Below are 24,155 nucleotides of genomic sequence, written 5' to 3'. Positions count from 1 at the left end.
CCGGTCAGCGATCACTCCGGCAATGCATCCAGCGGCAGTTTCAGCTTGGCGGCCAGCGCCTGCGCTTCCAGATGCCCGGCAGGCGCCAGCAGGCGTAGCGTCATACCCGATTGCGCGGCCATTTTTTGCGCTTCGGCCACCAGTCGCTCGGCAACACCACGGCGACGGGTAATTTTTCGCACACATATTTGTGACAAATGCCAGGCGTCTGGGTGCCTTTGCAAGCGGGCCGCGCCCAGCAGGCGATCATTGAAGCGTCCGGCGATCAGTGTGCCGTCGCGCAAGCAGTCCTCGATCAACTGCGCCTCGTCGGAAAACGGGGCGAACAACCAGTCTGGAGCGTCGCGGTAGATCTTCTGCAGATCCTGCCGATCCTGGGACGTGGCTTGGTTCAGCGGCTCGACAATGATCGGCATGGTGATTCCTGTGGGGTCATGAAGCGATGGAGGTCAGACGACGTACAAAAGGTGATGTCAGTTTGGTTTTTCTGTCACTGGCAGATGGTAACCTTTGCCCGTTCGCCCGTCCTTCTGCGACCTGTTGTCGCACAACAAGGCGCTCCAGCAAAAAACGGTCATGTCTGCGTGCATAAAGGCCGGGAGCGTGGCTGGCGAACCCTACTAACAATTGGGGGAAATACAATGACCACGAGCACCACGGCGGACGGCTTCAGCGCCGACCAGCCCGCGTTCCTGTCCAAGGAGCGGATCATCGCCAAGCCCGGTTTCAACCGTTGGCTGGTACCGCCGGCCGCGCTGGCCATCCACTTGTGCATCGGCATGGCCTACGGCTTTTCGGTGTTCTGGTTGCCGCTGTCCAAGGCGCTGGGCATCACGGCGCCAGTGGCCTGCGCACCGGACACGGGTTTTATCGCACAGGTCTTTTCGTCCCAGTGTGACTGGCCGATCTCGATGCTCGGCTGGATCTACACCCTGTTTTTCATCTTCCTGGGTTGCTCGGCCGCCATCTGGGGTGGCTGGCTGGAACATGCCGGGCCACGCAAGGCAGGGGTTGTATCGGCGCTGTGCTGGTGCGGCGGTCTGCTGATTTCGGCGCTGGGCGTGTATACCCACCAGATCTGGCTGATGTGGATCGGCTCCGGGGTCATTGGTGGTATCGGCCTGGGCCTGGGTTACATTTCGCCGGTCTCGACCCTGATCAAGTGGTTCCCGGACAAGCGCGGCATGGCCACCGGCATGGCGATCATGGGCTTCGGCGGTGGTGCGATGGTCGGTGCTCCGCTGGCGGCAGCGCTGATGGGGCATTTCGCTTCGCCAACCAGCGTCGGCGTGTGGCAGAGCTTCCTGGTCATGGCCGCGATCTACTTCGTGTTCATGATCGGTGGCGCATTGTCCTACCGCGTCCCGCCAACCGGCTGGAAGCCTGAAGGCTGGACCGCCCCGGCGAAAAAAGCCTCGAACGCGATGATTACGCATCGTCATGTTCACGTGAATGTGGCCTGGAAGACGCCGCAGTTCCGTCTGGTGTGGCTGGTGCTGTGCCTGAACGTATCGGCCGGTATCGGCATCCTCGGCATGGCGTCGCCGCTGTTGCAGGAAGTGTTCGGTGGCAAGTTGCTGGGCAATGACCTGGCGTTCGGCCAACTCGACGCTTCGCAACTGGCTTCGATCGCCGCCATCGCGGCCGGTTTCACCGGTTTGCTGAGCCTGTTCAACATCGGCGGGCGTTTCTTCTGGGCTTCGTTCTCGGATTACCTGGGTCGCAAAAACACTTACTTCGTGTTCTTCGCCTTGGGTTTTGCCCTGTACGGACTGATTCCGAACCTCGGTCATCTGGGCAGCATCGCGCTGTTCGTGGCGGCGTTCTGCGTCATCCTGTCGATGTACGGTGGTGGTTTCGCGACTGTGCCTGCGTATCTGGCGGACCTGTTCGGTACGCAAATGGTCGGTGCGATTCACGGTCGTCTGCTGACGGCGTGGGCGGCTGCTGGCGTGCTGGGCCCAGTGCTGGTGAACTACCTGCGTGAATACCAGCTGAGCATCGGCGTCGAGCGTGCAGCAGCGTACGACATCACGCTGTACATCCTCGCCGGCCTGCTGGTGCTGGGTTTCCTGTGCAACCTGCTGGTGCGTCCGGTGGCGGACAAGTACTTCATGACCGACGCCGAACTGGCCGCCGAACAGGCGCTGGGCCATGACAAAGGCGCTGACAGCAGCACCGTGCTGGAGTGGAAAGCCGCGCCGGGCACCAAGCCGCTGGCGGTGGCGGCGTGGCTGGTGGTGGGCATTCCGTTGGCGTGGGGTGTGTGGGTGACCTTGCAGAAGACGGCGGTACTCTTTCACTAATGCCAACCCCCCTGTAGGAGCCGGCTTGCCGGCGATCAGTGCAACGCGGTATGCCCGGCACACCGCATCGCTGGCAAGCCAGCTCCTACATGTCATTACAGGTATAGCTTCGAGGTTGATGAATTCACTCCGTCAGCCATATCACCTCGCGTGTTTCTGTTTGGCGCCCGCACGCCTATAATGGCTGCCTTTTTCGCCCAATGATTTTGCGGAGCTGGTGATGGCCGAACGTAAGGCGTCTGTCGAGCGCGACACTCTGGAAACCCAGATCAAAGCCTCGATCAACCTCGATGGCACCGGAAAGGCCCGATTCGATATCGGTGTACCTTTTCTTGAGCACATGCTGGACCAGATCGCCCGTCACGGGCTGATCGACCTGGATATTGTCAGCAAGGGCGACCTGCATATCGATGACCACCACACTGTGGAAGACGTCGGTATCACCCTCGGCCAGGCCTTCACCAAAGCCATCGGCGACAAGAAAGGCATCCGTCGCTACGGGCACGCCTATGTGCCGCTCGATGAAGCGCTGTCGCGCGTGGTGATCGATTTCTCCGGCCGTCCAGGCCTGCAGATGCATGTTCCCTACACCCGTGCAACCGTCGGTGGCTTCGACGTTGACCTGTTCCAGGAATTCTTCCAGGGCTTCGTCAACCACGCCAACGTCACCTTGCACATCGACAATCTGCGTGGGCACAACACCCACCACCAGATCGAAACCGTGTTCAAGGCTTTCGGTCGCGCCCTGCGCATGGCCGTCGAGCTCGATGACCGCATGGCCGGGCAAATGCCTTCGACCAAGGGCGTCCTGTAATGCAGACAGTCGCGGTTATCGATTACGGCATGGGCAACCTGCACTCGGTGGCCAAGGCCCTCGAGCATGTCGGTGCCGGCAAGGTGCTGATCACCAGCGATGCCAACGTGATTCGCGAAGCCGACCGGGTGGTTTTCCCCGGCGTCGGCGCGATTCGCGATTGCATGGCGGAGATCCGTCGCCTCGGTTTCGATTCGCTGGTGCGTGAAGTCAGCCAGGACCGTCCGTTCCTCGGCATCTGTGTCGGCATGCAAGCCTTGCTCGACACCAGCGAAGAGAACGACGGCGTCGACTGCATCGGCCTGTTCCCGGGCGCGGTGAAGTTCTTCGGCAAGGATCTGGTCGAGGACGGCGAGCACCTGAAAGTCCCGCACATGGGCTGGAACGAAGTGAAGCAGAAGGTCAGTCACCCGCTGTGGCATGACATTCCGGACCTGGCGCGTTTTTACTTCGTGCACAGCTACTACATCGCCGCCGCCAACGCGCGGCAGGTGGTGGGTGGCGGTCACTACGGTGTCGATTTCGCCGCGGCGCTGGCCGAAGGCTCGCGTTTCGCCGTGCAGTTCCACCCGGAGAAAAGCCATACCCATGGCCTGCAGTTGCTGCAGAACTTCGCTGCGTGGGACGGTCGCTGGTAAATGGCCGTCAAGAAGAAACCGCCGATTCTGACCCTCACTCCCGAGCAGGAGAGCGAGGCCAATCGCAAGATCAAGCGTTTCATGGAAGACCGCTTCGAACTCGACCTCGGCTCGTTCGAGGCGGCGGAGATTCTTGAGCTGTTTACCCGTGAAATTGCTCCGCACTATTACAACAGGGCGATTTTCGATGTGCAGGCGCACCTCAAAGAGAGGTTCGAAAGCATCGAAAGCGACCTGTGGGCGCTCGAGAAAAACTGATTTCCGAGCCAAGCTGAACATTCAAATTTGAAGGTTTGCCAGATGCTGATTATTCCCGCTATCGATCTTAAAGACGGTGCCTGTGTTCGTCTGCGCCAGGGCCGCATGGAAGATTCCACAGTGTTCTCCGATGACCCGGTGAGCATGGCTGCCAAGTGGGTGGAGGGCGGTTGCCGCCGTCTGCATCTGGTCGACCTGAACGGCGCGTTCGAAGGCCAGCCGGTCAACGGCGAAGTGGTCACCGCCATCGCCAAGCGTTATCCGAACCTGCCGATCCAGATCGGCGGCGGGATCCGCTCCCTGGAAACCATCGAGCACTACGTGAAAGCGGGCGTCAGCTACGTGATCATCGGCACCAAGGCCGTGAAAGATCCGGCCTTCGTTGCCGAAGCCTGCCGCGCGTTCCCGGGCAAGGTGATCGTCGGCCTGGACGCGAAGGATGGCTTCGTCGCCACCGACGGCTGGGCTGAAATCAGCACCATTCAGGTCATCGACCTGGCCAAGCAGTTCGAAGCCGACGGCGTTTCCGCGATCGTTTATACCGACATCGCCAAAGACGGCATGATGCAGGGTTGCAACGTCCCGTTCACCGCGGCTCTGGCTGCTGCAACGAAGATCCCGGTGATCGCTTCCGGTGGTATCCACAACCTGGGCGACATCAAGACCCTGCTCGACGCCAAGGCGCCGGGCATCATCGGCGCCATTACCGGCCGTGCGATTTACGAAGGCACCCTCGATGTCGCCGAAGCGCAAGCTTTCTGCGATTCGTACAAAGGCTGAGGACTGATCATGGCGCTGGCCAAACGCATCATCCCTTGCCTGGACGTGGACAACGGCCGGGTGGTCAAGGGTGTGAAATTCGAAAACATCCGCGACGCCGGTGATCCGGTGGAAATCGCCCGTCGTTATGACGAGCAGGGTGCCGACGAGATTACCTTTCTCGACATCACTGCCAGCGTCGATGGCCGCGACACCACGCTGCACACTGTCGAGCGCATGGCCAGCCAGGTGTTCATCCCGCTGACCGTGGGCGGTGGCGTACGCACCGTGCAGGACATCCGCAACCTGCTCAATGCCGGCGCGGACAAGGTTTCGATCAACACCGCAGCGGTGTTCAACCCTGAGTTCGTCGGCGAAGCCGCGCAGCATTTCGGTTCGCAATGCATCGTGGTCGCGATCGACGCGAAGAAGGTTTCGGGACCTGGCGAAACCCCGCGCTGGGAAATCTTCACCCATGGTGGGCGCAAGCCAACCGGCCTCGACGCCGTTGAGTGGGCAAAGAAAATGGAAGGCCTGGGTGCCGGCGAGATCCTGCTGACCAGCATGGACCAGGACGGCATGAAAAACGGTTTCGACCTGGGCGTCACCCGCGCCATCAGCGATGCGCTGGGCATTCCGGTGATCGCTTCCGGTGGCGTCGGCAACCTGCAACATCTGGCCGACGGCATTATCGAAGGTCACGCCAGCGCGGTTCTGGCGGCGAGTATTTTCCACTTCGGCGAATACACCGTGCAGGAAGCCAAGGCTTATATGGCCCATCGCGGAATTGTGATGCGCTGAATAAACCAATGCAGGCCAGTGGACATCATGGCGTGCCCAAGGCACTCTTGGGTACGCCATGGATTTCGGTAGCCAGACATGCTTAAACGCTTTCTTCTCGTCCTTGCCAGCGCTTCTCTGTTGTTCATCAGCGGAGCACACGCAAAAGACAGTCCCGATACCGAAATGGTGTTGCTGACTGAAAACTTCCCGCCCTACAACATGGCGAAGAATGGCAAGAACTTCGCTCAGGACGAGAACATCGATGGCATCGCCACCGATATCGTCCGCGAGATATTCAAGCGCGCCAACATTGCCTACAGCCTGACACTGCGTTTCCCTTGGGAGCGAATCTACAAACTCACCCTGGAAAAACCCGGCTATGGCGTGTTCGTCATGGCACGGCTGCCCGATCGCGAGAAGCTGTTCAAATGGGTCGGCCCGATCGGCCCGGACGACTGGATCATGTTGGCCAGGGCTGACAGCAAGATCACCCTCGAAACCTTGAATGATGCGCGCAAGTACAAGATCGGCGCCTATAAGGGCGACGCGATTGCCGAGACGCTGGCCAAGCAGGGGCTTAACCCGATTGTTGTGTTGCGCGATCAGGACAACGCGAAAAAACTGGTCAACGGCCAGATCGACCTATGGGCCACCGGTGACCCGGCCGGGCGCTATCTGGCGCGTCAGGAAGGAGTCAACGGGTTGAAAACCGTACTGCGTTTCAACAGTGCAGAACTGTACCTGGCACTGAACAAGGACGTGCCGGACGAGACGGTGGCCAAGCTCCAGGCGGCGCTGGACCAGATGCGCAAGGAAGGCAAGGTCGACGAGATCATGGCGCGGTACCTCTAACACCAACCGCACCGTACATCCCTGTAGGAGCCGGCTTGCCGGCGATGGCGCCCCAGAGGCAGTCGCAAGGTTTGAAGGCCTCATCGCCGGCAAGCCGGCTCCTACAATGATTTGGGTGAGTTAGCGGTAAACGCCATCCTTGCCATGCGCCGCCGTGGCCCGGTTACCGCGCACACTGATCATCTGCCGGATATCAATCCACTCAATTCCCTGAGCCTTCAGCTTCGGCAACTCCCGCTCCAGCACCGCGAGTGTCTGTGGATACGGATGCCCGATCATCACCGCCGAACCCTGCTTGTGCGCGAGGCTGATCGCTGTCTGCAACTGGCTGAAGATCGCTGCTTCGGTTCGTTCATCGTCGAGAAACACATCCCGTGAAACGCTGGCCAGACTGATCTTCTGCGCTTCGGCCGCGGCCACGGTCTGGGCGCTGGTGCGGCTGTCGACGAAGAATTTGTGCCGTTGTTGCAAGTCTGCCATCAGCCAAGCCATGGCCGCGGGTTGTGCGGTCATGCGGCTGCCCATGTGATTGTTGATGCCGCTGGTGTACGGGACCCTTTTGAACGCAGCGTTCAGGCGCTTTTCCAGCTCTTCGACAGGCAATTCGGGATGCCAGGCGAACGGTCCCGTGGCCGGGTCCATGGGCATGTGCAGAATGACGATTTTTCCGGCGCGATGGGCTTCGCGGGCGAATTCGGTGGCGTGAGGCGTGTCGGGCATGATCGCCGTGGTCACCGGGCCGGGCAGGGCCAACACGCGGCGATCCCGGGGCAGGTTCTGCCCCAGGTCATCGATGATCAGGGTCAGGTAGGCTTTTTGCGGGGTGGTCGAGGCGGGCGTTGCGTGAACAACACCCGCCAGACAGCAAAGCAGACCGAGAACGTACCGCAGGCGCATCCTCAACGGCCGGACGTGATGCTCAGCCCTTTGAGCAGGCTCAGGGCCTGGGCCAGTTGGTAGTCATCGTCCTGTGGCATCGGCTTGGCCTTGCTGGAACCGGTCGGTTTGTCCGCACCGCCGTTGCCGTTGCCCAGGTGACCCTGCAAGTCGGCTTCCTTGAAGTAGTCGTTGTCCTGCTCGCTGGTGATCTTGGCCTTGCGCACTTCGATGTCCGGGACGATGCCCTGGGCCTGGATGGAGCGGCCGTTCGGCGTGTAATACAGCGCCGTGGTGATCTTCAATGCACGATCATTGTTCAGTGGCAGCACGGTTTGCACCGAGCCCTTGCCGAAACTGGTGGTGCCCATCACCACGGCGCGTTTCTGGTCCTGCAGGGCGCCGGCGACAATTTCCGATGCCGAGGCGCTGCCGCCGTTGATCAGCACGACCATTGGCACGGCTTCGCTTTCGTCCTTGCCGGTGGCAGAGAAACGCAGCTCGGAGTTGGCGATGCGGCCCTTGGTGTAGACGATCAGGCCCTTGGTGATGAAGTGGTCGACCACTTCCACCGCCGCCTGCAACACGCCACCCGGGTTGTTGCGCAGGTCGAGGATGATGCCCTTGAGCTTCTTGCCGTTCTCCTTGCGCAGCTTGGCCAGGGCCTTGGAAACCTCTTCACCGGTCTTGACCTGGAACTGGGTGATGCGGATGTAGCCGTAGCCCGATTCCAGCAGCTGGCTCTTCACGCTCTTGACCTGGATGACAGCGCGGGACAGGGTCACGTCAAACGGCGTGCCGCCGTCGCGCACCAGGGTCAGGGTGATTTTCTGGCCGATCTTGCCGCGCATCTTGTCGACGGCTTCGGTCATGCTCTGGCCGCGGGTGGGCTGGCCGTTGATCTTGACGATGAAGTCGCCGGCCTGAATGCCGGCCTTGGAAGCCGGGGTGTCGTCAATCGGCGACACCACCTTGATGAAGCCGTCTTCGGCGCCGACTTCAATGCCCAGACCGCCGAATTCACCGCTGGTGCTTTCCTGCAACTCGGCGAAATCTTCAGGGCCGAGGTAAGCCGAATGCGGGTCGAGGTTGCTGAGCATGCCCTTGATGGCGTTCTCCAGCAGGGTCTTGTCGTCCACCGGTTCGACATAAGCGGCCTTGATCCGGTCCATCACCTCGGCAAAGGTGCGCAACTCATCCAGCGGCAGTGGCGCCTTGGTGGTCGCAGCAGTGCCTGCAGGCGCAACCGCCGGGGCCGGTTGAGCGGCAAACGCCAGAGGCGCGCCGATCACCAGGGCGATCGTCAGGGCCAGCGAGGTAAGGCGGGACAAATGCAGCATGTCTAACAAACTCCTGAATTAGGTAGCGCGCTTATCCTTGCGCGCGGCACCATTGCGCCGGATCACTCGGGTGACCCTGCTGACGAATAGCAAAATACAGCGCTGGCGTGTCCTGCCCGCCACTGTTGCCGACCGTGGAGATGGACTCGCCGGCTTTAACAACATCACCCGCAGACTTGAGCAGCGTCTGGTTGTGACCATAAAGACTCAAAAAACCGTTACCGTGGTCGAGGATCACCAGCAACCCGGCGCCTCGCAGCCAGTCGGCAAACACCACGCGACCACCATGCACCGCATGCACGGTGCTGCCGGCAGACGCGCCGATCATCACGCCATCCCACTTGGTCCGGGCATCGTCGCCACGGCTTTCACCGTAGCGCGCCAGCAGTCGACCATCGACAGGCCAGGGAAGTTTGCCGCGGGTTGACGCAAACGGGCCACCAAAGGTCTCGCCGGAACTGGAAACCAGTGCGCCGGGAGTCGACTTGACTGGTTTGCGTGGGGCGTCGTCGCTGGCATCTGCCTGCGCCTGGGCCTCACGTAAACGCTTTTTTTCGGCTTCCTGCTGGGCAATCAGCGCTTTTTGTCGCGCTTCTTCTGCCTCACGGGCCTGGCGGGCCAGGGTTTCTTCAATGGTTTTAAGGACTTTAGACAGGTCTGCCTGATCCTGCTCGCGCGCCGCCAGTTTCTGATCGCGAGCCTTTACGTCGTCATTGAGCTTGGCCAGGACTTGCTGGCGCTCCTTGCGGACTTTCTCGAGCTCGTCACGCTGGGTGTCGAGGCTGCTTTGCTGCACCAGCAGTTGCGCCTGCTGCATGGCGATGTCTTTCTCGACATTCGACAGTTGGCGCAGGGTTTCGTTGAAATTCTTCAACTGCTCCAGGCGAGCCTGGCTCAGGTAGTCGTAATAGGTGAGGGTACGGGCGAATCTTTCCGGATTCTGCTGGTTGAGCAGCAGCTTGAGGTATTCCTGGCGACCGTTCTGGTAGGCCGCCCGGGCCTGAATGGCGATCAGTCGTTGCTGTTCAATGCGCGCGCTCTGGAGTTTTTTTTTCTCCGCATCGAGTCGCTGCAGCTCGGCTTCGCTTTTCTTCAGCTCTTTTTGCAGGGCGTCGACCTGCTTCTCGAGCTTGCCCATTTCGGTTTCGGTGCCCTTGAGCTCTTTCTGCACGCCGGATTTTTCTTCCTGCAGCTTGCCCAGCAGTTTCTTCAGCTCGGCAATGTCCTGACGCGTGGCGTCCAACTGTTGTTGGGTGTCTGCGCGCTCGTCAGCAAAGGCCGGTTGGAGCAGGCAAGTCAGAGCTAGGGCTATCAGGACGCGAAGCATAGGGGCGGGCGGCACCAGGGAAAGGGACGGCCTAGTATGCCCGCCATGGGCGGCAAAAAAAATGCCCAATTGGGACTGTGTGATAACTGGAGAGAGATGTGGGGGGATTTAGTCTTCAAAACCACCACAAACCATTGTGGGAGCTGGCTTGCCAGCGATTGCGGCCTGAGTTTCAACATAGAAGTTGGCTGTCAGATTGCTATCGCTGGCAAGCCAGCTCCCACAGGATTTTCAGTGTTTTGGAGGGTCGGATTAGACCAGAATCGAACTCCCGGTCATTTCTGCCGGTTGCTCAAGGCCCAGCAACTTCAGCATGGTCGGCGCCACGTCCGCCAGCACGCCGCCTTCGCGGACCTTCAGGTCGCGCTTGCCGACATAGATGAACGGCACCGGCTCGCTGGTGTGCGCAGTGTGCGCCTGGCCGGTGGTTTCATCGGACATTTGCTCGACGTTGCCATGGTCGGCGGTGATCAAGGCTTCGCCGCCGACTTTTTCCAGGGCATCGACGATGCGGCCCACGCACAGGTCAAGGCATTCAACAGCCTTGACCGCCGCTTCGAACACGCCGCTGTGGCCGACCATGTCGCCGTTGGCGTAGTTGACCACGATCACGTCGTAACGCTGGTTTTCGATGGCGTCGACGATGCGGTCGGTGACTTCCGGTGCGCTCATTTCCGGCTGCAAGTCATAGGTGGCGACTTTTGGCGACGGAATCAGGATGCGTTCTTCGCCCGGGAACGGTTCTTCGCGCCCGCCGGAGAAGAAGAAGGTCACGTGGGCGTATTTTTCGGTTTCGGCGATGCGCAGCTGGGTCTTGCCGTTTTTCGCCAGGTAGTCGCCCAGCACGTTTTCCAGGCTGCCGGCGGCGAAGGCCGACGGGGCAGGAATGCTGGCGGCGTATTGGGTCAGCATGACGAAACCGGCGAGTTTCGGCTGGCGGGCACGCTCGAATTCACTGAAGTTGTCTTCGACGAACACGCGAGTCAGCTCGCGAGCGCGGTCGGCGCGGAAGTTCATGAACACCACGGCATCGCCGTCTTCGACTTTTACCGGCTCACCGATGGAGGTGGCTTTGACGAATTCGTCGCTCTCGCCGCGCTCGTAGGCTGCCTGCAGGCCTTCCTGGGCGGTGGCGGCGTTGAATTCGCCCTGGCCATCGACAATCAGGTTGTAGGCCTGGGAGACACGGTCCCAACGGTTGTCGCGGTCCATGGCGTAGTAACGGCCGATCAGGCTGGCGATCCGGCCTTTGCCCAGGGCCTCGAAAGCTGCGTCGAGCAGTTCGATTGAGGATTGCGCGCTTTTCGGCGGCGTGTCGCGACCGTCGAGGAAGGCGTGCAGGTAGATGTCTTGAGCGCCGCGCTTGAAGGCCAGTTCGGCCATGGCGACCAGATGGTCCTGGTGGCTGTGCACGCCACCATCGGACAGCAGGCCCATGAAATGCACGGCTTTGCCGGCGGCGACGGCTTTGTCCACGGCGGCGCAGATGGTCGGGTTCTCGAAGAACTCGCCGTCGCGGATCGATTTGGTGACGCGAGTGAAGTCCTGATACACCACGCGACCGGCGCCGAGGTTCATGTGGCCGACTTCGGAGTTGCCCATCTGGCCGTCCGGCAGGCCGACGTCCATGCCGCTGCCCGAGATCAGGCCGTTTGGCACAGTGGCCCACAAGCGATCCAGTACAGGCTTTTTCGCCGCGAAAACGGCGTTGGATTCGGGGTTGTCGCTGTGACCGAAGCCGTCGAGAATCATCAGGACCAAAGGTTTAGGCGTGGTAGTCATGGAATCCACTCGTGGCTGAGGTAAAAGGGGTAATGGAAAAAGGGAGTCGCAGTTTAAAGCGAAGTTCCGGCCGCGTCACCGCCGGACGGGGTTTGGCCCACCATAGTGGCTGTGTATACTGGCCGACATTTTAACGCCCTGGAACCTCCTTCGATGGTTGCTCACCTGATTGAATTCGCCACTAACCACTACATTCTCGTCGGTATCTTCGTCGTACTGCTGGCGTTGCTGATTGCCTATCAAATGCAGGGCGGCGGCCGTAGCCTGAGCACTGGCGAACTGACGGGCCTGGTCAACAAGGACGCAGGGGTGGTGATCGACATTCGTCCAACCAAGGATTTCGCCGCCGGTCACATTGTCGGGGCGCTGAACATTCCCCAGGACAAACTGATCGCCCGCGTTGGCGAGCTGGAAAAGCACAAGGCCAAGACCATCATCCTGGTCGATGCCATGGGCCAGACCGCTGGCACTCACGCCCGCGAATTGATGAAATCCGGCTTCACCGCCGCCAAGCTGTCCGGCGGTATTTCCAGCTGGAAAGCCGACAATCTGCCGCTGGTGAAGTGATATGAGCAACGTCGTCGTCTATTCCAGCGATTACTGCCCTTACTGCTCGCGAGCCAAGTACCTGCTCGAGAACAAAGGCGTGGCCTTCGAAGAGATCAAGGTCGATGGCAAGCCGCAGGTGCGCGCTGCGATGGCCCAGAAGGCCGGACGTACGTCCGTGCCGCAAATCTGGATCGGCAGCACCCACGTGGGCGGTTGTGATGATTTGTTCGCCCTGGAACGTGCCGGCAAGCTCGACGCGCTGCTCAGGGCCTGACGGCAATACCCCAAACAAGCAAACCTAAAAGAACCCTGGATCAAGAAGGATCTGCGATGACTGACCAACAGAACACTGCTGCGAACGAAGAAGAAACTGCACCGCAATTCTCCTTGCAGCGCATTTATGTGCGTGACCTGTCCTTCGAAGCTCCGAAAAGCCCGGCGATCTTCCGCCAGCAGTGGGAGCCGAGCGTCGCCCTGGATCTGAACACCCGTCAAAAGGCACTGGAATCCGACTTCCACGAAGTTGTGCTGACCCTGTCGGTTACCGTGAAAAACGGTGACGAAGTGGCATTCATCGCTGAAGTGCAGCAGGCCGGTATCTTCCTGATCAAGAACCTGGACGATGCTTCGATGAGCCACACCCTGGGTGCGTTCTGCCCGAACATCCTGTTCCCGTACGCTCGCGAAACCCTGGACAGCCTGGTGACCCGCGGTTCGTTCCCGGCACTGATGCTGGCTCCGGTGAACTTCGATGCGCTGTACGCACAAGAGCTGCAACGCATGCAGGCTGCCGGCGAGACGCCGACCGTTCAGTAAGCATTTCTGAGCGTCGAAGCAAGTCCAATGTGGGAGCGGGCTTGCTCGCGAAAGCGGTGTAACAGTCAACAATGATGTTGAATGTTATGGCCCCTTCGCGAGCAAGCCCGCTCCCACATTTGTTATGTGGCGTTATTTGAAACCATTCTGGCGCCAGGCTTCGTAAACCGCGACGGCCACGGTATTCGACAGGTTCAGGCTACGGCAGCCTTCGCGCATCGGCAGGCGCAGGCGTTGCTCGGGGGGCAGGGCGTCCAGGACCTCGGCGGGCAAACCCCGGCTTTCCGGGCCGAACAGGAACGCATCGCCAGGGGCGAAGCTGGCATCGTGGAATGGCCGCGAGCCCTTGGTGGTGAAGGCGAACAGCCGTGGATGACCGAGGCTTTCCAGGCAGCTGGCGAGGTCGGGGTGACGTTGCAGGGTGGCATACTCGTGGTAGTCGAGGCCGGCGCGGCGCAGGCGCTTGTCGTCCATCTCGAAGCCCAGCGGCTCGATCAAATGCAGGTGGCAGCCACTGTTGGCGCACAGCCTGATAACGTTGCCGGTATTCGGCGGAATTTCTGGTTGGAAAAGGATGACGTGAAACATGCACGGCTCCGAAGGTAAAGATGACGCGCATTCTACGCCGCAAGCAGGCGTGCGTTCGAAACTATTCCTGCAGGTGATGGGTTCGCTGGCGATCATCGGGCTGATGATCGGGCTGATGATCGGTCGCCTGACCACGCCAGACCCGAGTCAGTTGCAGCAGGTTGAGGTGACGGGTGACGGGCTGGTGGTGTGGTTCAACAACGAACCCAAGGTTCATGGCGAAATCGTCGACGGCAGTGTCGCGCTGCTGTTTGGCGCCGAGGGCAAGGCGCAGAAAGGCCAGCTCAAGCTTGGCGGCAAGGATGTGAACTGGCGGGTACGTTCAAGCGATGGAGGGTTGCTGCTGACGCTAGTGGCGGCCCGGCCGCTGCAGGGCGAGTGGACCGGTAGCGAGGTCGATGACCGCTGGCGGCTGGAGATCCATCTCCGGGAGCAATAAAAGAGGGAATCCCCGGCCTGCCTGTACCAAGGTTCCCGAAACGGGAGGCTCGTCGCGAGTGCGGTGTGAGCCTGGTGTAAAGAAGGAACCCCTGACCTGCCTGTATCAAGGGCCCCAAAACGGCTGGGCTCGTCGCGGCTGCGGTGTGAGCCCGGTGTAAAGAGGGGAATCCCCGGCCTGCCTGTACCAAGGTCCCCGAAACCGGGTCGGTGATCTGAATCACTTGAAAGGGTTGTTGCAGGGGGCGTGCCAGTTTTCACAAAGAGAAACAAAAAAGCCGGTTTGAAACGCTGAAAGCCCCGAGATTCGGGGCTTTCGTGTTTTTTCGAAAGGGATTCGATTGCGAAAGCAGATGGGGATTCGAAGCTGTTTTTGTGCGCGATTGCGGTTCACGGTGCATTCAGGCGGTGCACGCAGCTTTGAATGTGGGAGCGGGCTTGCTCGCGAAGAGGTCATAACATTCAACATCATTGTTGACTGTTACACCGCTTTCGCGAGCAAGCCCGCTCCCACAGGATCGTGTGTTCAGTGAGTAATCAGTGATTACTCAGGCTTCGTCGCCCTCATCATCATCCCCACCATCCACCTTCATCCCCAATTCCTTGATCTTGCGCGTCAGGGTGTTACGCCCCCAACCCAGCAAAACCGCGGCATCGCGGCGGCGACCGGCGGTGTGTTTGAGGGCGGTCTCGATCATGATCCGCTCGAAGGCCGGCACGGCGCTGTCGAGCAGGCTCGATTGACCACGGGCCAGCGCCTGGTCGGCCCATTGGCGCAGGGCTTGCTCCCAATTGGTGACCGGTGCCGAATCCTGCGGCAGGCTCAGCAGCTCCGGCGGCAGGTCGCCGATGTGCACTTCGCGACCCGAAGCCATCACCGTGATCCAGCGGCAGGTGTTCTCCAGTTGGCGCACGTTGCCCGGCCACGGCAGGTTCTTCAGGTATTCCTCGGTTTCGCTTTTCAGCAGCTTGGGCTCGACTGCCAGCTCCTGGGCGGCGCGGCTGAGGAAGTGCTTGGCCAGGGTCGGGATGTCTTCGCGACGATCCGACAGGCGCGGGATATGGATGCGGATTACGTTGAGGCGGTGGAACAAGTCCTCGCGGAATTTCCCGGCATGCACCAGTGTTTCCAGGTTCTGGTGAGTCGCGGCGATGATGCGCACATCGACCTTCACCGGCACATGACCGCCGACGCGGTAAAACTCGCCATCGGCCAGCACCCGCAGCAAGCGGGTCTGGGTGTCGGCGGGCATGTCGCCGATTTCATCGAGGAACAGCGTGCCGCCGTCCGCCTGTTCAAAACGCCCGCGACGCAGGTTGGCCGCGCCAGTGAACGCGCCTTTCTCGTGGCCGAACAGTTCGGATTCCATCAGGTCCTTGGGGATCGCCGCCATGTTCAACGCGATGAACGGCGAGGCGGCGCGCGGGCTGTGACGGTGCAGGGCGTGGGCCACCAGCTCTTTACCGGTACCGGATTCGCCATTGATCAGCACGGTGATGTTGGAGTGGCTCAGTCGACCAATGGCGCGAAACACCTCCTGCATCGCCGGCGCCTCGCCGATGATTTCCGGAGTGCGGGTCAGTGCCGGGGCGACTTCCAGGCCTTGCTGCTCCTGGGCGTGCTGGTTGGCGCGCTTGACCAGGGACACCGCTTCGTCGACATCGAACGGCTTGGGCAGGTATTCGAAGGCGCCGCCCTGATAGGACGCGACAGCGCTGTCCAGATCGGAATGAGCGGTCATGATGATGACCGGCAGTCGTGGATGCTGCTCGCGAATCCGCGCCAGAAGGTCCAGGCCGCTGGCGCCGGGCATGCGGATGTCGGAAATGATCACGTCCGGTTGCTGGCGCGCCAGGCGGCTCATCACGCCATCGGCGCTGTCGAAGCTTTGCGTGGTCATGCCTTCCTGTTGCAAGGCTTTTTCCAGGACCCAACGGATAGAACGGTCGTCATCGACGATCCACACGGTTTCACTACGGCTCATGTCGATGTGGCTCCTTGTTCCAGTGGCAGAAAGATCGAGAAGGTGGTGTGGCCGGGGTGGCTGTCACATTCGATCAGGCCCTGGTGCTGGCTGATGATGTTCTGGGTAATGGCCAGGCCGAGCCCGGTACCGTCCGGGCGACCGCTGACCATGGGAAAGAAGATGGTTTCCTGAAGTTCCGCAGGGATGCCGGGACCGTTGTCGATGATCTCGATCTTGGTCACCAGGCGATGGCGCACATGGCCGATGGTGAACTGGCGCATGGTGCGGCTGCGCAGGCTGATTCGGCCCAGGCGCAGCTCGTTCTGGCCGCTGATGGCCTGCATCGCGTTGCGCACAATGTTCAGTACGGCCTGAATCATCTGTTCGCGGTCGATCAATACGTCGGGAATGCTTGGGTCGTAGTCGCGCACCAGGGTGATGCAACCCTGGCTTTCGGCTTCCACCAGTTGGCAGACACGCTCCAGCACTTCGTGGACATTGCACAGGGCCAGTGACGGCAGCTTGTTGGAGCCGAGCATGCGATCCACCAGGTTACGCAGGCGGTCGGCTTCTTCGATGATGACGTTGGTGTAGTCGCGCAGGCTTTCTTCAGGCAGTTCCCGGGCCAGCAATTGTGCTGCGCCACGAATCCCGCCCAAGGGGTTCTTGATTTCATGGGCGAGCCCGCGCACCAGCATCTTGCTGGTCTCCTGCTTGGAAAGCTGTGCTTCTTCCTTGGTGATCCGCAGCAAGCGGTCGCGAGGGTGGACTTCAAGCAGCAGCATCGTGTCGCCATTGCTCAGAATCGGCGTTACCGCGTAGTCGACGGTCAGGGTCTGGCCGGTCAGGGCGGTCAGCATGGCTTCGCGCTTGGTGAACGGGTGGGCCTGTTCGACAGCCTGGCGCAAGGAGTTCAGCGCTTCGGTCGATTCGGTAAACAGTTCACTGATGAACTGCCCATGGCTGCGCTGGCCGCTGATGGCCAGCAGCATTTCCGCCGCCGGGTTCATGTACTCGAGGCGCAGTTCAGCATCGAGCAGAATGGTGGCGGTGGTGAGGTTGTCGAGTAGCAAACGGTGGAGTGCGTCGCTAATGGTCATCGGGACCTCTTTTGGGGCGGAGCATGCGCAAGAAACAAGCGTTGATACGGGGAAAATGCAAAAACCAAACCAAGGCTCCTAAAAGAAGCGCCAAAGCCCTGAAACGGGCGTTTGACGCTCGCTTGCGTGGCGTTCTACCGGCTTTCACGGGTAATTTCGAACCAAAATGGGTTGGAATGTGAGTACGGTGCAAGCGGTTGCACCAATATAGTGCGCAAACCTGAACGAGGTTAAAAAAGTCGCAGGAAAGGATTTTTTTCTTCGGCGGGTTTGTCGCCCGGCGGGCATTCCGGCCGCTGGCCGTAGTCATCGAGGGTGCAGGGTTTGATCTTGCGCTTCTGGGCGAGAGACGTGCGCTGCATATGGAAGGGTTGGCTGGCGGTGCGTTCGATGATGCGTCCCTGCTCATCGAGGATTTCCACGGACAGGGTATGGCTGCCGCGATTGATGTTGCTCAACGGGAACACCGGACTCGGGCCGGGTTCGGCGGTGGGCTGGCCGTCGAGCAGCAACCGGTAGCGGTGACCGGGTTGCAGGGCGGGTTCGTTGGTGGCACTGACGATGATTTCACCGGCGTTGCTGCGGATGGTCGCATCGGGTTCCGGAACCAGGATGCGCAACAGGTCATAGTGGAACGGCGCTTGTACTTCGGGACTGTCTTCTGCACTCGGCGGCGCTGCACGTGTGGGGTTGGCCGCCATTCGATTGCTATTTACCTGCGGTACACGCGTGGCGTTGCCGGGTTTGGGTTGGTCGGTGAAAACCCGAATGCCTTGGTGGTCAACGTAAGTGAAGACCTGCGCTGACGTGGGCAGCGCAATGAAGCAGGCGATCAGTAGCCAGACCTTCAAGGCGTGTGCACTCGTTGCACGGTGAAGGTTGTGGTGGGGCTCTGCTGCACAACGTTTTCGCCATCGATCACTTGCACGGCGAGGCGATGCTCACCGCGATCGATGTTCACCAGTTGCAGGATCGGCACGTTGACTGGCTGGCCGTAGGGCTGGCCGTCCAGCAGCAGGCGCAGCAGATGGGGGGCTTGCAGGCGCGGCTTGATCAGTACGTTTATCGTGAAGGTGCCATTGTTGGCGCGCAGAGCTTCGGTTTTGGGCAGGCCGGTCAGGTCCAGCACTTCATAGGGTTCTTGGGGCTGCTCATTCGGGGCGGCTTCAGCAACAGGCGCGGCTTCACCGGGAGGCTGGCGCTCAATGCTGTTGAGGGGTGGCAAGTGGACCGGTTGGGCACTGGTGCCGTCAGGCGGTTGATTGCTGTACGCAGTGGCGCCGTTGGTGTCCGTGTATTTGTAGATCTGCGCCACGGCGGGCAGGGCGATCAGCAGCAGGATGAAGAAAAAACCACGACCCATGGAATCGACCGGAAGCGAAAGCGTTGGGTTGCAGCATAGGTCAGGCGGTATGTTTGAACCAAGCCGCTAAACATTTGGGTATGGTTTGCGAGATATTCCCCGCGCTACAAATCCCGGTGGGAGCGGGCTTGCTCGCGAAGACGTCAGTACATTCAACATCTGCTTATCAGACAGACCGCTTTCGCGAGCAAGCCCGCTCCCACAGGGATGTGCTTCAGCCGTTGAATCGTGGGCAATAAAAAGGCCTCCCGAAGGAGGCCTCTTTTTGTTACGCCGCGTGCCGCAGCGCTACTGGATCAGCAGCTGTAGTACAGCTCGTATTCCAGTGGGTGTACGAAGGTACGTACCTTGATTTCTTCTTCGCTTTTCAGGGCGATGTAAGCGTCGATGAAGTCGTCGCTGAAAACGCCGCCTTTGGTCAGGAACGCACGACCTTTGTCCAGCTCTTCCAGGGCTTCTTTCAGGCTGCCGCAAACTTGTGGAATCTCTTTCGCCTCTTCAGGCGGCAGGTCGTACAGGTTTTTGTCAGCAGCGTCGCCAGGGTGGATCTTGTTCTGGATGCCGTCCAGGCCAGCCATCAACAGTGCGGCGAAGCACAGGTACGGGTTGGCAGCCGGATCCGGGAAGCGTGCTTCGATACGGCGGGCTTTCGGGCTCGACACGTAAGGAATGCGGATCGAAGCGGAACGGTTGCGAGCCGAGTAGGCCAGCATCACTGGCGCTTCGAAGCCTGGAACCAGACGCTTGTAGGAGTTGGTCGCCGGGTTGGTGAAGCCGTTCAGGGCCTTACCGTGCTTGATGATGCCGCCGATGAAGTACAGGGCGGTGTCCGACAGGCCGGCATAGCCTTCGCCTGCGAAAGTGTTCTTGCCATCTTTCCAGATGGACATGTGCACGTGCATACCCGAGCCGTTGTCGCCGTACAGAGGCTTAGGCATGAAGGTCGCGGTGCGGCCGTAGGCATCAGCTACGTTGTGCACGACGTACTTCAGGGTTTGGGTTTCGTCGGCCTTCTTCACCAGGGTGTTGAACTTGACGCCGATTTCGTTCTGGCCGGCAGTTGCCACTTCGTGGTGGTGAACTTCGACGGTCAGGCCCATTTCTTCCAGTGCGTTGCACATGGAGGTACGGATTTCGTGGTCGTGGTCGAACGGTGGAACCGGGAAGTAGCCGCCTTTGACGCCTGGGCGGTGGCCCTTGTTGCCGCCTTCGATGTCCTGGTCGGACATCCAGGAACCTTGTTCGGAGTAGATCTTGAACATGGAACCGGAAATGTCGGACTTGAACTTCACCTGGTCAAAGATGAAGAACTCTGGCTCTGGACCTGCGAATACGGTGTCACCGATACCGGTGGCTTTCAGGTGCTCTTCGGCGCGCTTGGCGATCGCACGTGGGTCGCGGTCGTAGCCCTGCATGCTCGAAGGCTCGATGATGTCGCAGACCAGGATCAGGGTCGGTTCTTCGGTGAACGGATCGAGGACAGCGGTGGAGTCGTCCGGCATCAGGATCATGTCGGAGGCTTCGATGCCTTTCCAGCCAGCGATGGAGGAACCGTCGAACATTTTGCCGACTTCGAAGAAGTCGTCATCCAGCGCATCGCGAGCCGGCATGGTCACGTGGTGCTGAGTGCCTTTGGTGTCCGTGAAGCGCAGATCAATCCATTTGACGTCATGATCTTTGATGAGTTGAACCGACTTCGACATAGTGTCCTCCGGGTGGCTTCGGGCTAGTAGTGGATGCCCTTAAATGTGGGTGATGCCGGCGCGAATACTCTGCCAAGGCAACCTGCCTCACAAGGGAGCAAATTGCATGCCAGTGCCCCAGCATGGGTTTTTTGCCCCAAAAACACGCTTATCAGCCATTAATGCGCTTTAAAGTCGAAAATACCGCCCCGTAATGTGGCGTCAAAATGAATAAATGACCCGTTTTGGTGCGCGCAAAACCTTCTGCACATTAACTGGTTAAACCTTGAGCAATTTCCGCTATAATCCGCGCCCCCCTTTTTCGGCAGGCCCTGCGCGCGCTGTTTCCATGAAATTAATCGTAAAAGTCTTCCCCGAGATCACCATCAAGAGCCGCCCGGTACGGATGCGTTTCATCCGCCAATTGGCCAAGAACATCCGTGCCGTGCTCCGCGATCTGGACCCGGCCGTGGTGGTGAACGGCGTGTGGGACAACCTCGAGCTGGAAACCCGCGTCAGCGACCCCAAGGCCCTGAAGGAGATGGGCGAGCGCCTGAGCTGCATGCCGGGCGTCGCGCACTTCCTGCAGATCGACGAGTACCCGCTGGGTGATTTCGACGACATCGTTGAAAAGTGCAAGCAGCACTATGGCGATGCACTGGCCGGCAAGATTTTCTCGGTGCGTTGCAAGCGTGCCGGCAAGCACCCGTTCAGCTCGATCGATGTCGAGAAATATGTCGGCAGCCAGTTGCGCCGTCAGTGTGGTGCCGCCGGGATCGACCTGAAAAAGCCTGAAATCGAAGTCCGCATCGAAGTTCGCGACCAACGGTTGTTCGTGATCCACAGCCAGCACAACGGCATCGGCGGATATCCGCTGGGCGCCCTGGAGCAGACGCTGGTGCTGATGTCCGGTGGCTTCGACTCCACCGTGGCGGCCTACCAGATCATGCGCCGCGGCCTGATGGCGCATTTCTGCTTCTTCAACCTGGGCGGACGTGCCCACGAACTGGGCGTCATGGAAGTCGCGCATTTCATCTGGAAGAAGTACGGCAGCTCCCAACGCGTGCTATTTGTCAGTGTGCCGTTCGAGGAAGTGCTGGGCGAAATTCTCGGCAAAGTCGATAACAGTCATATGGGCGTAGTATTGAAGCGTATGATGTTGCGCGCTTCGTCCCAAATTGCCGATCGACTGCACATCGAGGCCCTCGTCACCGGTGAGGCGATCTCCCAGGTGTCGAGCCAGACGCTGCCAAACCTGTCAGTGATCGATTGCGTGACCGACAAACTGGTCTTGCGCCCGCTGATCGCCAGCCACAAGCAAGACATCATCGACACGGCCAACGAGATCGGCACCGCCGATTTCGCCCGGCACATGCCGGAGTACTGCGGGGTCATTTCGGTCAATCCGAAGACCGCCGCCAAGCGCTACCGTGTCGAGCACGAAGAGAAAGAATTCGATATGGCGGTGCTCGAGCGTGCGCTCGAAAACGCCAAGCTGGTGCCGATCGATCGCGTGATCGACGAATTGGGCCAGGACTTGCAGATTGAAGAAGTCAGCGAAGCGCTGGCCGGTCAGATCGTCATCGACATCCGTCACCCGGACGCCGCTGAAGACGACCCGCTGGAACTCGCTGGCATCGAGGTACAAACGATGCCGTTTTATGCAGTGAACGCTCGTTTCAAGGAACTGGACCCTACTCGCCAGTACCTGCTGTATTGCGACAAAGGCGTGATGAGTCGCCTGCATGCCCACCATTTGCTCAGTGAGGGGCATGCCAATGTGCGCGTTTATCGACCGAGCTAAGTGCCCGGGGCTGTTTGCCTGTGGCCTGCGTCACCGGCCCCCCGACGCCACCGTCAAGCTGTAACGGCTTTCACGGACGCTACTGTTAATCGCTGCCAAGACTTGTCAGCACACCGAATCCTCTGATCGAGATACACAAGTGATCGAAAATCTACGCAACATCGCCATCATTGCCCACGTTGACCATGGTAAAACCACCCTGGTAGACAAACTCCTGCGTCAATCCGGCACCCTGGAGCGCAACGAGCTCAACGACGAGCGCGTGATGGACTCCAACGACCAGGAAAAAGAGCGCGGTATTACCATTCTGGCGAAAAACACCGCCATCAACTGGAACGGCTACCACATCAACATCGTGGACACCCCGGGCCACGCCGACTTCGGCGGCGAAGTTGAACGCGTAATGTCGATGGTCGACTCCGTTCTGCTGCTGGTTGACGCTCAAGACGGCCCTATGCCGCAAACCCGTTTCGTGACCAAGAAGGCTTTCGAAGCCGGCCTGCGTCCAATCGTGTGCATCAACAAGGTTGACCGTCCAGGCGCGCGTCCGGACTGGGTTCTGGACCAGATCTTCGACCTGTTCGACAACCTGGGCGCCACCGAAGAACAGCTGGACTTCAAAGTCGTCTACGCCTCGGCCCTGAACGGTATTGCCGGTCTGGACCACACCGAAATGGCTGAAGACATGACCCCGCTGTACCAGTCGATCGTCGACAACGTACCTGCGCCGAAAGTCGACCGTGACGGTCCGTTCCAGATGCAGATCTCCGCACTGGACTACAACAGCTTCCTGGGTGTTATCGGCGTTGGCCGTATCGCTCGCGGTCGCGTCAAGCCGAACACCCCGGTTGTGGCTATCGGCGCCGACGGCAAGAAGCGTAACGGTCGTATCCTGAAGCTGATGGGTCACCACGGTCTGCACCGTGTAGACGTTGAAGAAGCTGCCGCAGGCGACATCGTGTGCATCAGCGGTATGGACTCGCTGTTCATCTCCGACACCCTGTGCCACCCGGACACCGTAGAAGCGATGAAGCCGTTGACCGTCGACGAGCCAACCGTTTCCATGACCTTCCAGGTAAACGACTCGCCATTCTGCGGTAAAGAAGGCAAGTTCGTGACGTCCCGTAACATCAAGGAACGTCTGGACAAAGAGCTGCTGTACAACGTTGCACTGCGCGTTGAAGAAGGCGACTCGGCTGACAAGTTCAAGGTTTCCGGCCGTGGCGAACTGCACCTCTCGGTACTGATCGAAACCATGCGTCGCGAAGGCTTCGAAATGGCTGTAGGCCGTCCGGAAGTGATCATCCGTCTGGTTGACGGCGTGAAGCACGAACCGTTCGAAAACGTCACCATCGACCTGCCGGAAGAATCCCAGGGCAAGGTGATGGAAGAGATGGGCCTGCGTAAGGGCGACCTGACCAACATGGTGCCGGATGGCAAGGGCCGTGTACGTCTGGAATACAACATCCCTGCTCGTGGTCTGATCGGTTTCCGTAACCAGTTCCTGACCCTGACCAACGGCGCTGGCATCCTGACCTCGATCTTCGACCGTTACGACGTGATGAAGTCCGGCGACATGTCCGGCCGTCAGAACGGCGTTCTGGTTTCGGTTGAAACCGGCAAGGCACTGACCTACTCCCTGGAAACCCTGCAGGCGCGTGGCAAGCTGTTCGTAGAACACGGTCAGGAAATCTACAACGGTCAGATCGTTGGTCTGAACAGCCGTGACAACGACCTGGGCGTGAACCCTACCAAGGGCAAGAAGCTCGACAACATGCGTGCTTCGGGTAAAGACGAAACCATCGCCCTGGTTCCACCTGTTCGCTTCACCCTGGAACAGGCTCTGGAATTCATCCAGGACGACGAGTTGTGCGAAGTGACGCCTAAGTCCATCCGTCTTCGCAAGAAGATCCTGGACGAAAGCGAGCGTACCCGCGCTGCCAAGAAAGCCAAGGCATAAGATTTAGCCCCGGCTGAACAAAAACGCCCCCGGTCGAAAGGCCGGGGGCGTTTTTGTTTGTCTGGGATTTGTGTGGTGGTTTTAAGGGCCTCTTCGCGGGCAAGCCCGCTCCCACAGGGTTTTGTGTCGTACATGAAATTTGTGTACGACAAC

At 59.8% G+C, this 24,155-nt stretch carries 24 protein-coding genes; 13 read left to right on the top strand and 11 right to left on the bottom strand.

The annotated features are described in order from the left end of the window. Window positions 1-11 precede the first annotated feature (11 nt). Entirely contained in the window at window positions 12-416 is a 405-nt protein-coding gene (locus AB7M25_RS28620; RefSeq protein WP_429387940.1) for an acetyl-CoA sensor PanZ family protein, read from the bottom strand. 225 nt (window positions 417-641) lie between these two features. Here AB7M25_RS28620 and AB7M25_RS28615 point away from each other — a divergent pair, with 225 nt between their 5' ends. From AB7M25_RS28615 to AB7M25_RS28585, 7 genes are all read left to right on the top strand, one after another. After that, entirely contained in the window at window positions 642-2,306 is a 1,665-nt protein-coding gene (locus AB7M25_RS28615; protein ID WP_429387938.1) for an OFA family MFS transporter, read from the top strand. A gap of 220 nt (window positions 2,307-2,526) precedes the next feature. Next, entirely contained in the window at window positions 2,527-3,120 is a 594-nt protein-coding gene (gene hisB / locus AB7M25_RS28610) for an imidazoleglycerol-phosphate dehydratase HisB (RefSeq protein WP_003186751.1), read from the top strand. Beyond that, entirely contained in the window at window positions 3,120-3,758 is a 639-nt protein-coding gene (gene hisH, locus AB7M25_RS28605; protein WP_007972757.1) for an imidazole glycerol phosphate synthase subunit HisH, read from the top strand. Before hisB ends, hisH begins: the two co-directional genes overlap by 1 nt. After that, a complete protein-coding gene (locus tag AB7M25_RS28600) occupies window positions 3,759-4,016 on the top strand; it encodes a DUF2164 domain-containing protein (protein ID WP_007989200.1) in 258 nt (85 codons plus the stop codon). 42 nt (window positions 4,017-4,058) lie between these two features. After that, the gene (hisA, locus tag AB7M25_RS28595; RefSeq protein WP_007972753.1) at window positions 4,059-4,796 is read left to right on the top strand and encodes a 1-(5-phosphoribosyl)-5-[(5-phosphoribosylamino)methylideneamino]imidazole-4-carboxamide isomerase; all 738 of its coding nucleotides are present in this window, start codon (window positions 4,059-4,061) and stop codon (window positions 4,794-4,796) included. 9 nt (window positions 4,797-4,805) lie between these two features. Then, window positions 4,806-5,576 (top strand): imidazole glycerol phosphate synthase subunit HisF, encoded by a 771-nt coding sequence (gene hisF, locus AB7M25_RS28590; protein ID WP_007972752.1) that lies wholly within the window; start codon window positions 4,806-4,808, stop codon window positions 5,574-5,576. A 78-nt stretch (window positions 5,577-5,654) separates the two neighbouring features. Beyond that, the gene (locus AB7M25_RS28585; RefSeq protein ID WP_454238279.1) at window positions 5,655-6,410 is read left to right on the top strand and encodes a substrate-binding periplasmic protein; all 756 of its coding nucleotides are present in this window, start codon (window positions 5,655-5,657) and stop codon (window positions 6,408-6,410) included. Window positions 6,411-6,530: 120 nt separating this feature from the next. Here the strand turns inward: AB7M25_RS28585 and AB7M25_RS28580 are convergent, their stop codons facing one another. The 4 genes from AB7M25_RS28580 to gpmI all read right to left on the bottom strand — a co-directional run bounded on the left by AB7M25_RS28580 (window position 6,531) and on the right by gpmI (window position 11,735). Continuing rightward, on the bottom strand, window positions 6,531-7,307 hold the full coding sequence (locus AB7M25_RS28580; protein ID WP_454238278.1) for a divergent polysaccharide deacetylase family protein: 777 nt from the start codon (window positions 7,305-7,307) through the stop codon (window positions 6,531-6,533). 2 nt (window positions 7,308-7,309) lie between these two features. Further along, a complete protein-coding gene (locus AB7M25_RS28575; protein WP_007972748.1) occupies window positions 7,310-8,626 on the bottom strand; it encodes a S41 family peptidase in 1,317 nt (438 codons plus the stop codon). A 31-nt stretch (window positions 8,627-8,657) separates the two neighbouring features. Then, on the bottom strand, window positions 8,658-9,953 hold the full coding sequence (locus AB7M25_RS28570; RefSeq protein WP_429518444.1) for a murein hydrolase activator EnvC family protein: 1,296 nt from the start codon (window positions 9,951-9,953) through the stop codon (window positions 8,658-8,660). 252 nt (window positions 9,954-10,205) lie between these two features. Continuing rightward, entirely contained in the window at window positions 10,206-11,735 is a 1,530-nt protein-coding gene (gene gpmI / locus AB7M25_RS28565) for a 2,3-bisphosphoglycerate-independent phosphoglycerate mutase (protein ID WP_429387929.1), read from the bottom strand. Window positions 11,736-11,888: 153 nt separating this feature from the next. On the opposite strand from gpmI, the gene AB7M25_RS28560 reads away from it, so the two are divergent. Genes AB7M25_RS28560 through secB form a run of 3 tightly spaced genes read left to right on the top strand, consistent with a single transcriptional unit; the run spans window position 11,889 to window position 13,100 of the window. Beyond that, the gene (locus AB7M25_RS28560) at window positions 11,889-12,302 is read left to right on the top strand and encodes a rhodanese-like domain-containing protein (protein ID WP_007972742.1); all 414 of its coding nucleotides are present in this window, start codon (window positions 11,889-11,891) and stop codon (window positions 12,300-12,302) included. A gap of 1 nt (window position 12,303) precedes the next feature. Next, window positions 12,304-12,558, top strand: coding sequence for a glutaredoxin 3 (gene grxC, locus AB7M25_RS28555; RefSeq protein WP_007972741.1), 255 nt, complete (start codon window positions 12,304-12,306; stop codon window positions 12,556-12,558). A gap of 56 nt (window positions 12,559-12,614) precedes the next feature. After that, entirely contained in the window at window positions 12,615-13,100 is a 486-nt protein-coding gene (gene secB / locus AB7M25_RS28550) for a protein-export chaperone SecB (protein WP_015093084.1), read from the top strand. A gap of 132 nt (window positions 13,101-13,232) precedes the next feature. On the opposite strand, the gene AB7M25_RS28545 is transcribed toward secB, so the two are convergent. After that, the gene (locus AB7M25_RS28545) at window positions 13,233-13,688 is read right to left on the bottom strand and encodes a tRNA (cytidine(34)-2'-O)-methyltransferase (protein WP_429387927.1); all 456 of its coding nucleotides are present in this window, start codon (window positions 13,686-13,688) and stop codon (window positions 13,233-13,235) included. Between AB7M25_RS28545 and AB7M25_RS28540 the strand changes: the two genes are divergently transcribed. After that, on the top strand, window positions 13,687-14,127 hold the full coding sequence (locus AB7M25_RS28540) for a hypothetical protein (protein WP_429518446.1): 441 nt from the start codon (window positions 13,687-13,689) through the stop codon (window positions 14,125-14,127). The two genes, AB7M25_RS28545 and AB7M25_RS28540, sit on opposite strands and share 2 nt — an antisense overlap. Before the next feature lie 547 nt (window positions 14,128-14,674). On the opposite strand, the gene ntrC is transcribed toward AB7M25_RS28540, so the two are convergent. The 5 genes from ntrC to glnA form a co-directional block, all read right to left on the bottom strand. After that, window positions 14,675-16,111: a nitrogen regulation protein NR(I) gene (gene ntrC, locus AB7M25_RS28535; protein ID WP_116264156.1), complete on the bottom strand. Its 1,437-nt coding sequence runs from the start codon at window positions 16,109-16,111 to the stop codon at window positions 14,675-14,677. Next, window positions 16,108-17,193, bottom strand: coding sequence for a nitrogen regulation protein NR(II) (gene glnL / locus AB7M25_RS28530; protein ID WP_429387924.1), 1,086 nt, complete (start codon window positions 17,191-17,193; stop codon window positions 16,108-16,110). The genes ntrC and glnL overlap by 4 nt, the downstream gene beginning before the upstream one ends. 230 nt (window positions 17,194-17,423) lie before the next feature. Next, a complete protein-coding gene (locus AB7M25_RS28525) occupies window positions 17,424-18,044 on the bottom strand; it encodes a DUF4124 domain-containing protein (protein ID WP_429561690.1) in 621 nt (206 codons plus the stop codon). Beyond that, window positions 18,041-18,556, bottom strand: a complete 516-nt coding sequence (locus AB7M25_RS28520; protein WP_429387922.1) for a DUF4124 domain-containing protein — start codon at window positions 18,554-18,556, stop codon at window positions 18,041-18,043. Before AB7M25_RS28520 ends, AB7M25_RS28525 begins: the two co-directional genes overlap by 4 nt. Before the next feature lie 296 nt (window positions 18,557-18,852). Then, window positions 18,853-20,259 carry a glutamate--ammonia ligase gene (glnA, locus tag AB7M25_RS28515; RefSeq protein WP_007970634.1) on the bottom strand — a complete coding sequence of 469 codons (1,407 nt, stop codon included), beginning with the start codon at window positions 20,257-20,259 and terminating at the stop codon, window positions 18,853-18,855. Window positions 20,260-20,587: 328 nt separating this feature from the next. Between glnA and thiI the strand changes: the two genes are divergently transcribed. Next, window positions 20,588-22,042 (top strand): tRNA uracil 4-sulfurtransferase ThiI, encoded by a 1,455-nt coding sequence (gene thiI / locus AB7M25_RS28510; protein WP_102702599.1) that lies wholly within the window; start codon window positions 20,588-20,590, stop codon window positions 22,040-22,042. A 139-nt stretch (window positions 22,043-22,181) separates the two neighbouring features. After that, window positions 22,182-24,002 carry a translational GTPase TypA gene (typA, locus tag AB7M25_RS28505; RefSeq protein ID WP_007970631.1) on the top strand — a complete coding sequence of 607 codons (1,821 nt, stop codon included), beginning with the start codon at window positions 22,182-22,184 and terminating at the stop codon, window positions 24,000-24,002. The last annotated feature ends 153 nt before the right edge of the window (window positions 24,003-24,155 follow it).

The sequence above is a fragment of the Pseudomonas sp. AP3_22 TE3818 genome (assembly GCF_053628995.1).
The sequence above is the reverse complement of the archived record's forward strand: the minus strand, read 5'-3'. Positions and strand labels throughout refer to the sequence as shown.

Excerpts from the sequence above, each read along its gene's own strand:
- AB7M25_RS28545 (WP_429387927.1), bottom strand. The coding sequence starts at position 13,688 with ATGTTTCACGTCATCCTTTTCCAACCAGAAATTCCGCCGAATACCGGC.
- AB7M25_RS28585 (WP_454238279.1), top strand. The coding sequence starts at position 5,655 with ATGCTTAAACGCTTTCTTCTCGTCCTTGCCAGCGCTTCTCTGTTGTTC.
- hisA (WP_007972753.1), top strand. The coding sequence starts at position 4,059 with ATGCTGATTATTCCCGCTATCGATCTTAAAGACGGTGCCTGTGTTCGT.
- hisB (WP_003186751.1), top strand. The coding sequence starts at position 2,527 with ATGGCCGAACGTAAGGCGTCTGTCGAGCGCGACACTCTGGAAACCCAG.
- grxC (WP_007972741.1), top strand. The coding sequence starts at position 12,304 with ATGAGCAACGTCGTCGTCTATTCCAGCGATTACTGCCCTTACTGCTCG.
- AB7M25_RS28575 (WP_007972748.1), bottom strand. The coding sequence starts at position 8,626 with ATGCTGCATTTGTCCCGCCTTACCTCGCTGGCCCTGACGATCGCCCTG.
- hisF (WP_007972752.1), top strand. The coding sequence starts at position 4,806 with ATGGCGCTGGCCAAACGCATCATCCCTTGCCTGGACGTGGACAACGGC.
- AB7M25_RS28570 (WP_429518444.1), bottom strand. The coding sequence starts at position 9,953 with ATGCTTCGCGTCCTGATAGCCCTAGCTCTGACTTGCCTGCTCCAACCG.
- AB7M25_RS28560 (WP_007972742.1), top strand. The coding sequence starts at position 11,889 with ATGGTTGCTCACCTGATTGAATTCGCCACTAACCACTACATTCTCGTC.
- AB7M25_RS28620 (WP_429387940.1), bottom strand. The coding sequence starts at position 416 with ATGCCGATCATTGTCGAGCCGCTGAACCAAGCCACGTCCCAGGATCGG.
- AB7M25_RS28540 (WP_429518446.1), top strand. The coding sequence starts at position 13,687 with ATGCACGGCTCCGAAGGTAAAGATGACGCGCATTCTACGCCGCAAGCA.
- thiI (WP_102702599.1), top strand. The coding sequence starts at position 20,588 with ATGAAATTAATCGTAAAAGTCTTCCCCGAGATCACCATCAAGAGCCGC.
- AB7M25_RS28600 (WP_007989200.1), top strand. The coding sequence starts at position 3,759 with ATGGCCGTCAAGAAGAAACCGCCGATTCTGACCCTCACTCCCGAGCAG.
- AB7M25_RS28615 (WP_429387938.1), top strand. The coding sequence starts at position 642 with ATGACCACGAGCACCACGGCGGACGGCTTCAGCGCCGACCAGCCCGCG.
- glnL (WP_429387924.1), bottom strand. The coding sequence starts at position 17,193 with ATGACCATTAGCGACGCACTCCACCGTTTGCTACTCGACAACCTCACC.
- AB7M25_RS28580 (WP_454238278.1), bottom strand. The coding sequence starts at position 7,307 with ATGCGCCTGCGGTACGTTCTCGGTCTGCTTTGCTGTCTGGCGGGTGTT.
- hisH (WP_007972757.1), top strand. The coding sequence starts at position 3,120 with ATGCAGACAGTCGCGGTTATCGATTACGGCATGGGCAACCTGCACTCG.
- glnA (WP_007970634.1), bottom strand. The coding sequence starts at position 20,259 with ATGTCGAAGTCGGTTCAACTCATCAAAGATCATGACGTCAAATGGATT.
- ntrC (WP_116264156.1), bottom strand. The coding sequence starts at position 16,111 with ATGAGCCGTAGTGAAACCGTGTGGATCGTCGATGACGACCGTTCTATC.
- gpmI (WP_429387929.1), bottom strand. The coding sequence starts at position 11,735 with ATGACTACCACGCCTAAACCTTTGGTCCTGATGATTCTCGACGGCTTC.
- secB (WP_015093084.1), top strand. The coding sequence starts at position 12,615 with ATGACTGACCAACAGAACACTGCTGCGAACGAAGAAGAAACTGCACCG.
- AB7M25_RS28520 (WP_429387922.1), bottom strand. The coding sequence starts at position 18,556 with ATGGGTCGTGGTTTTTTCTTCATCCTGCTGCTGATCGCCCTGCCCGCC.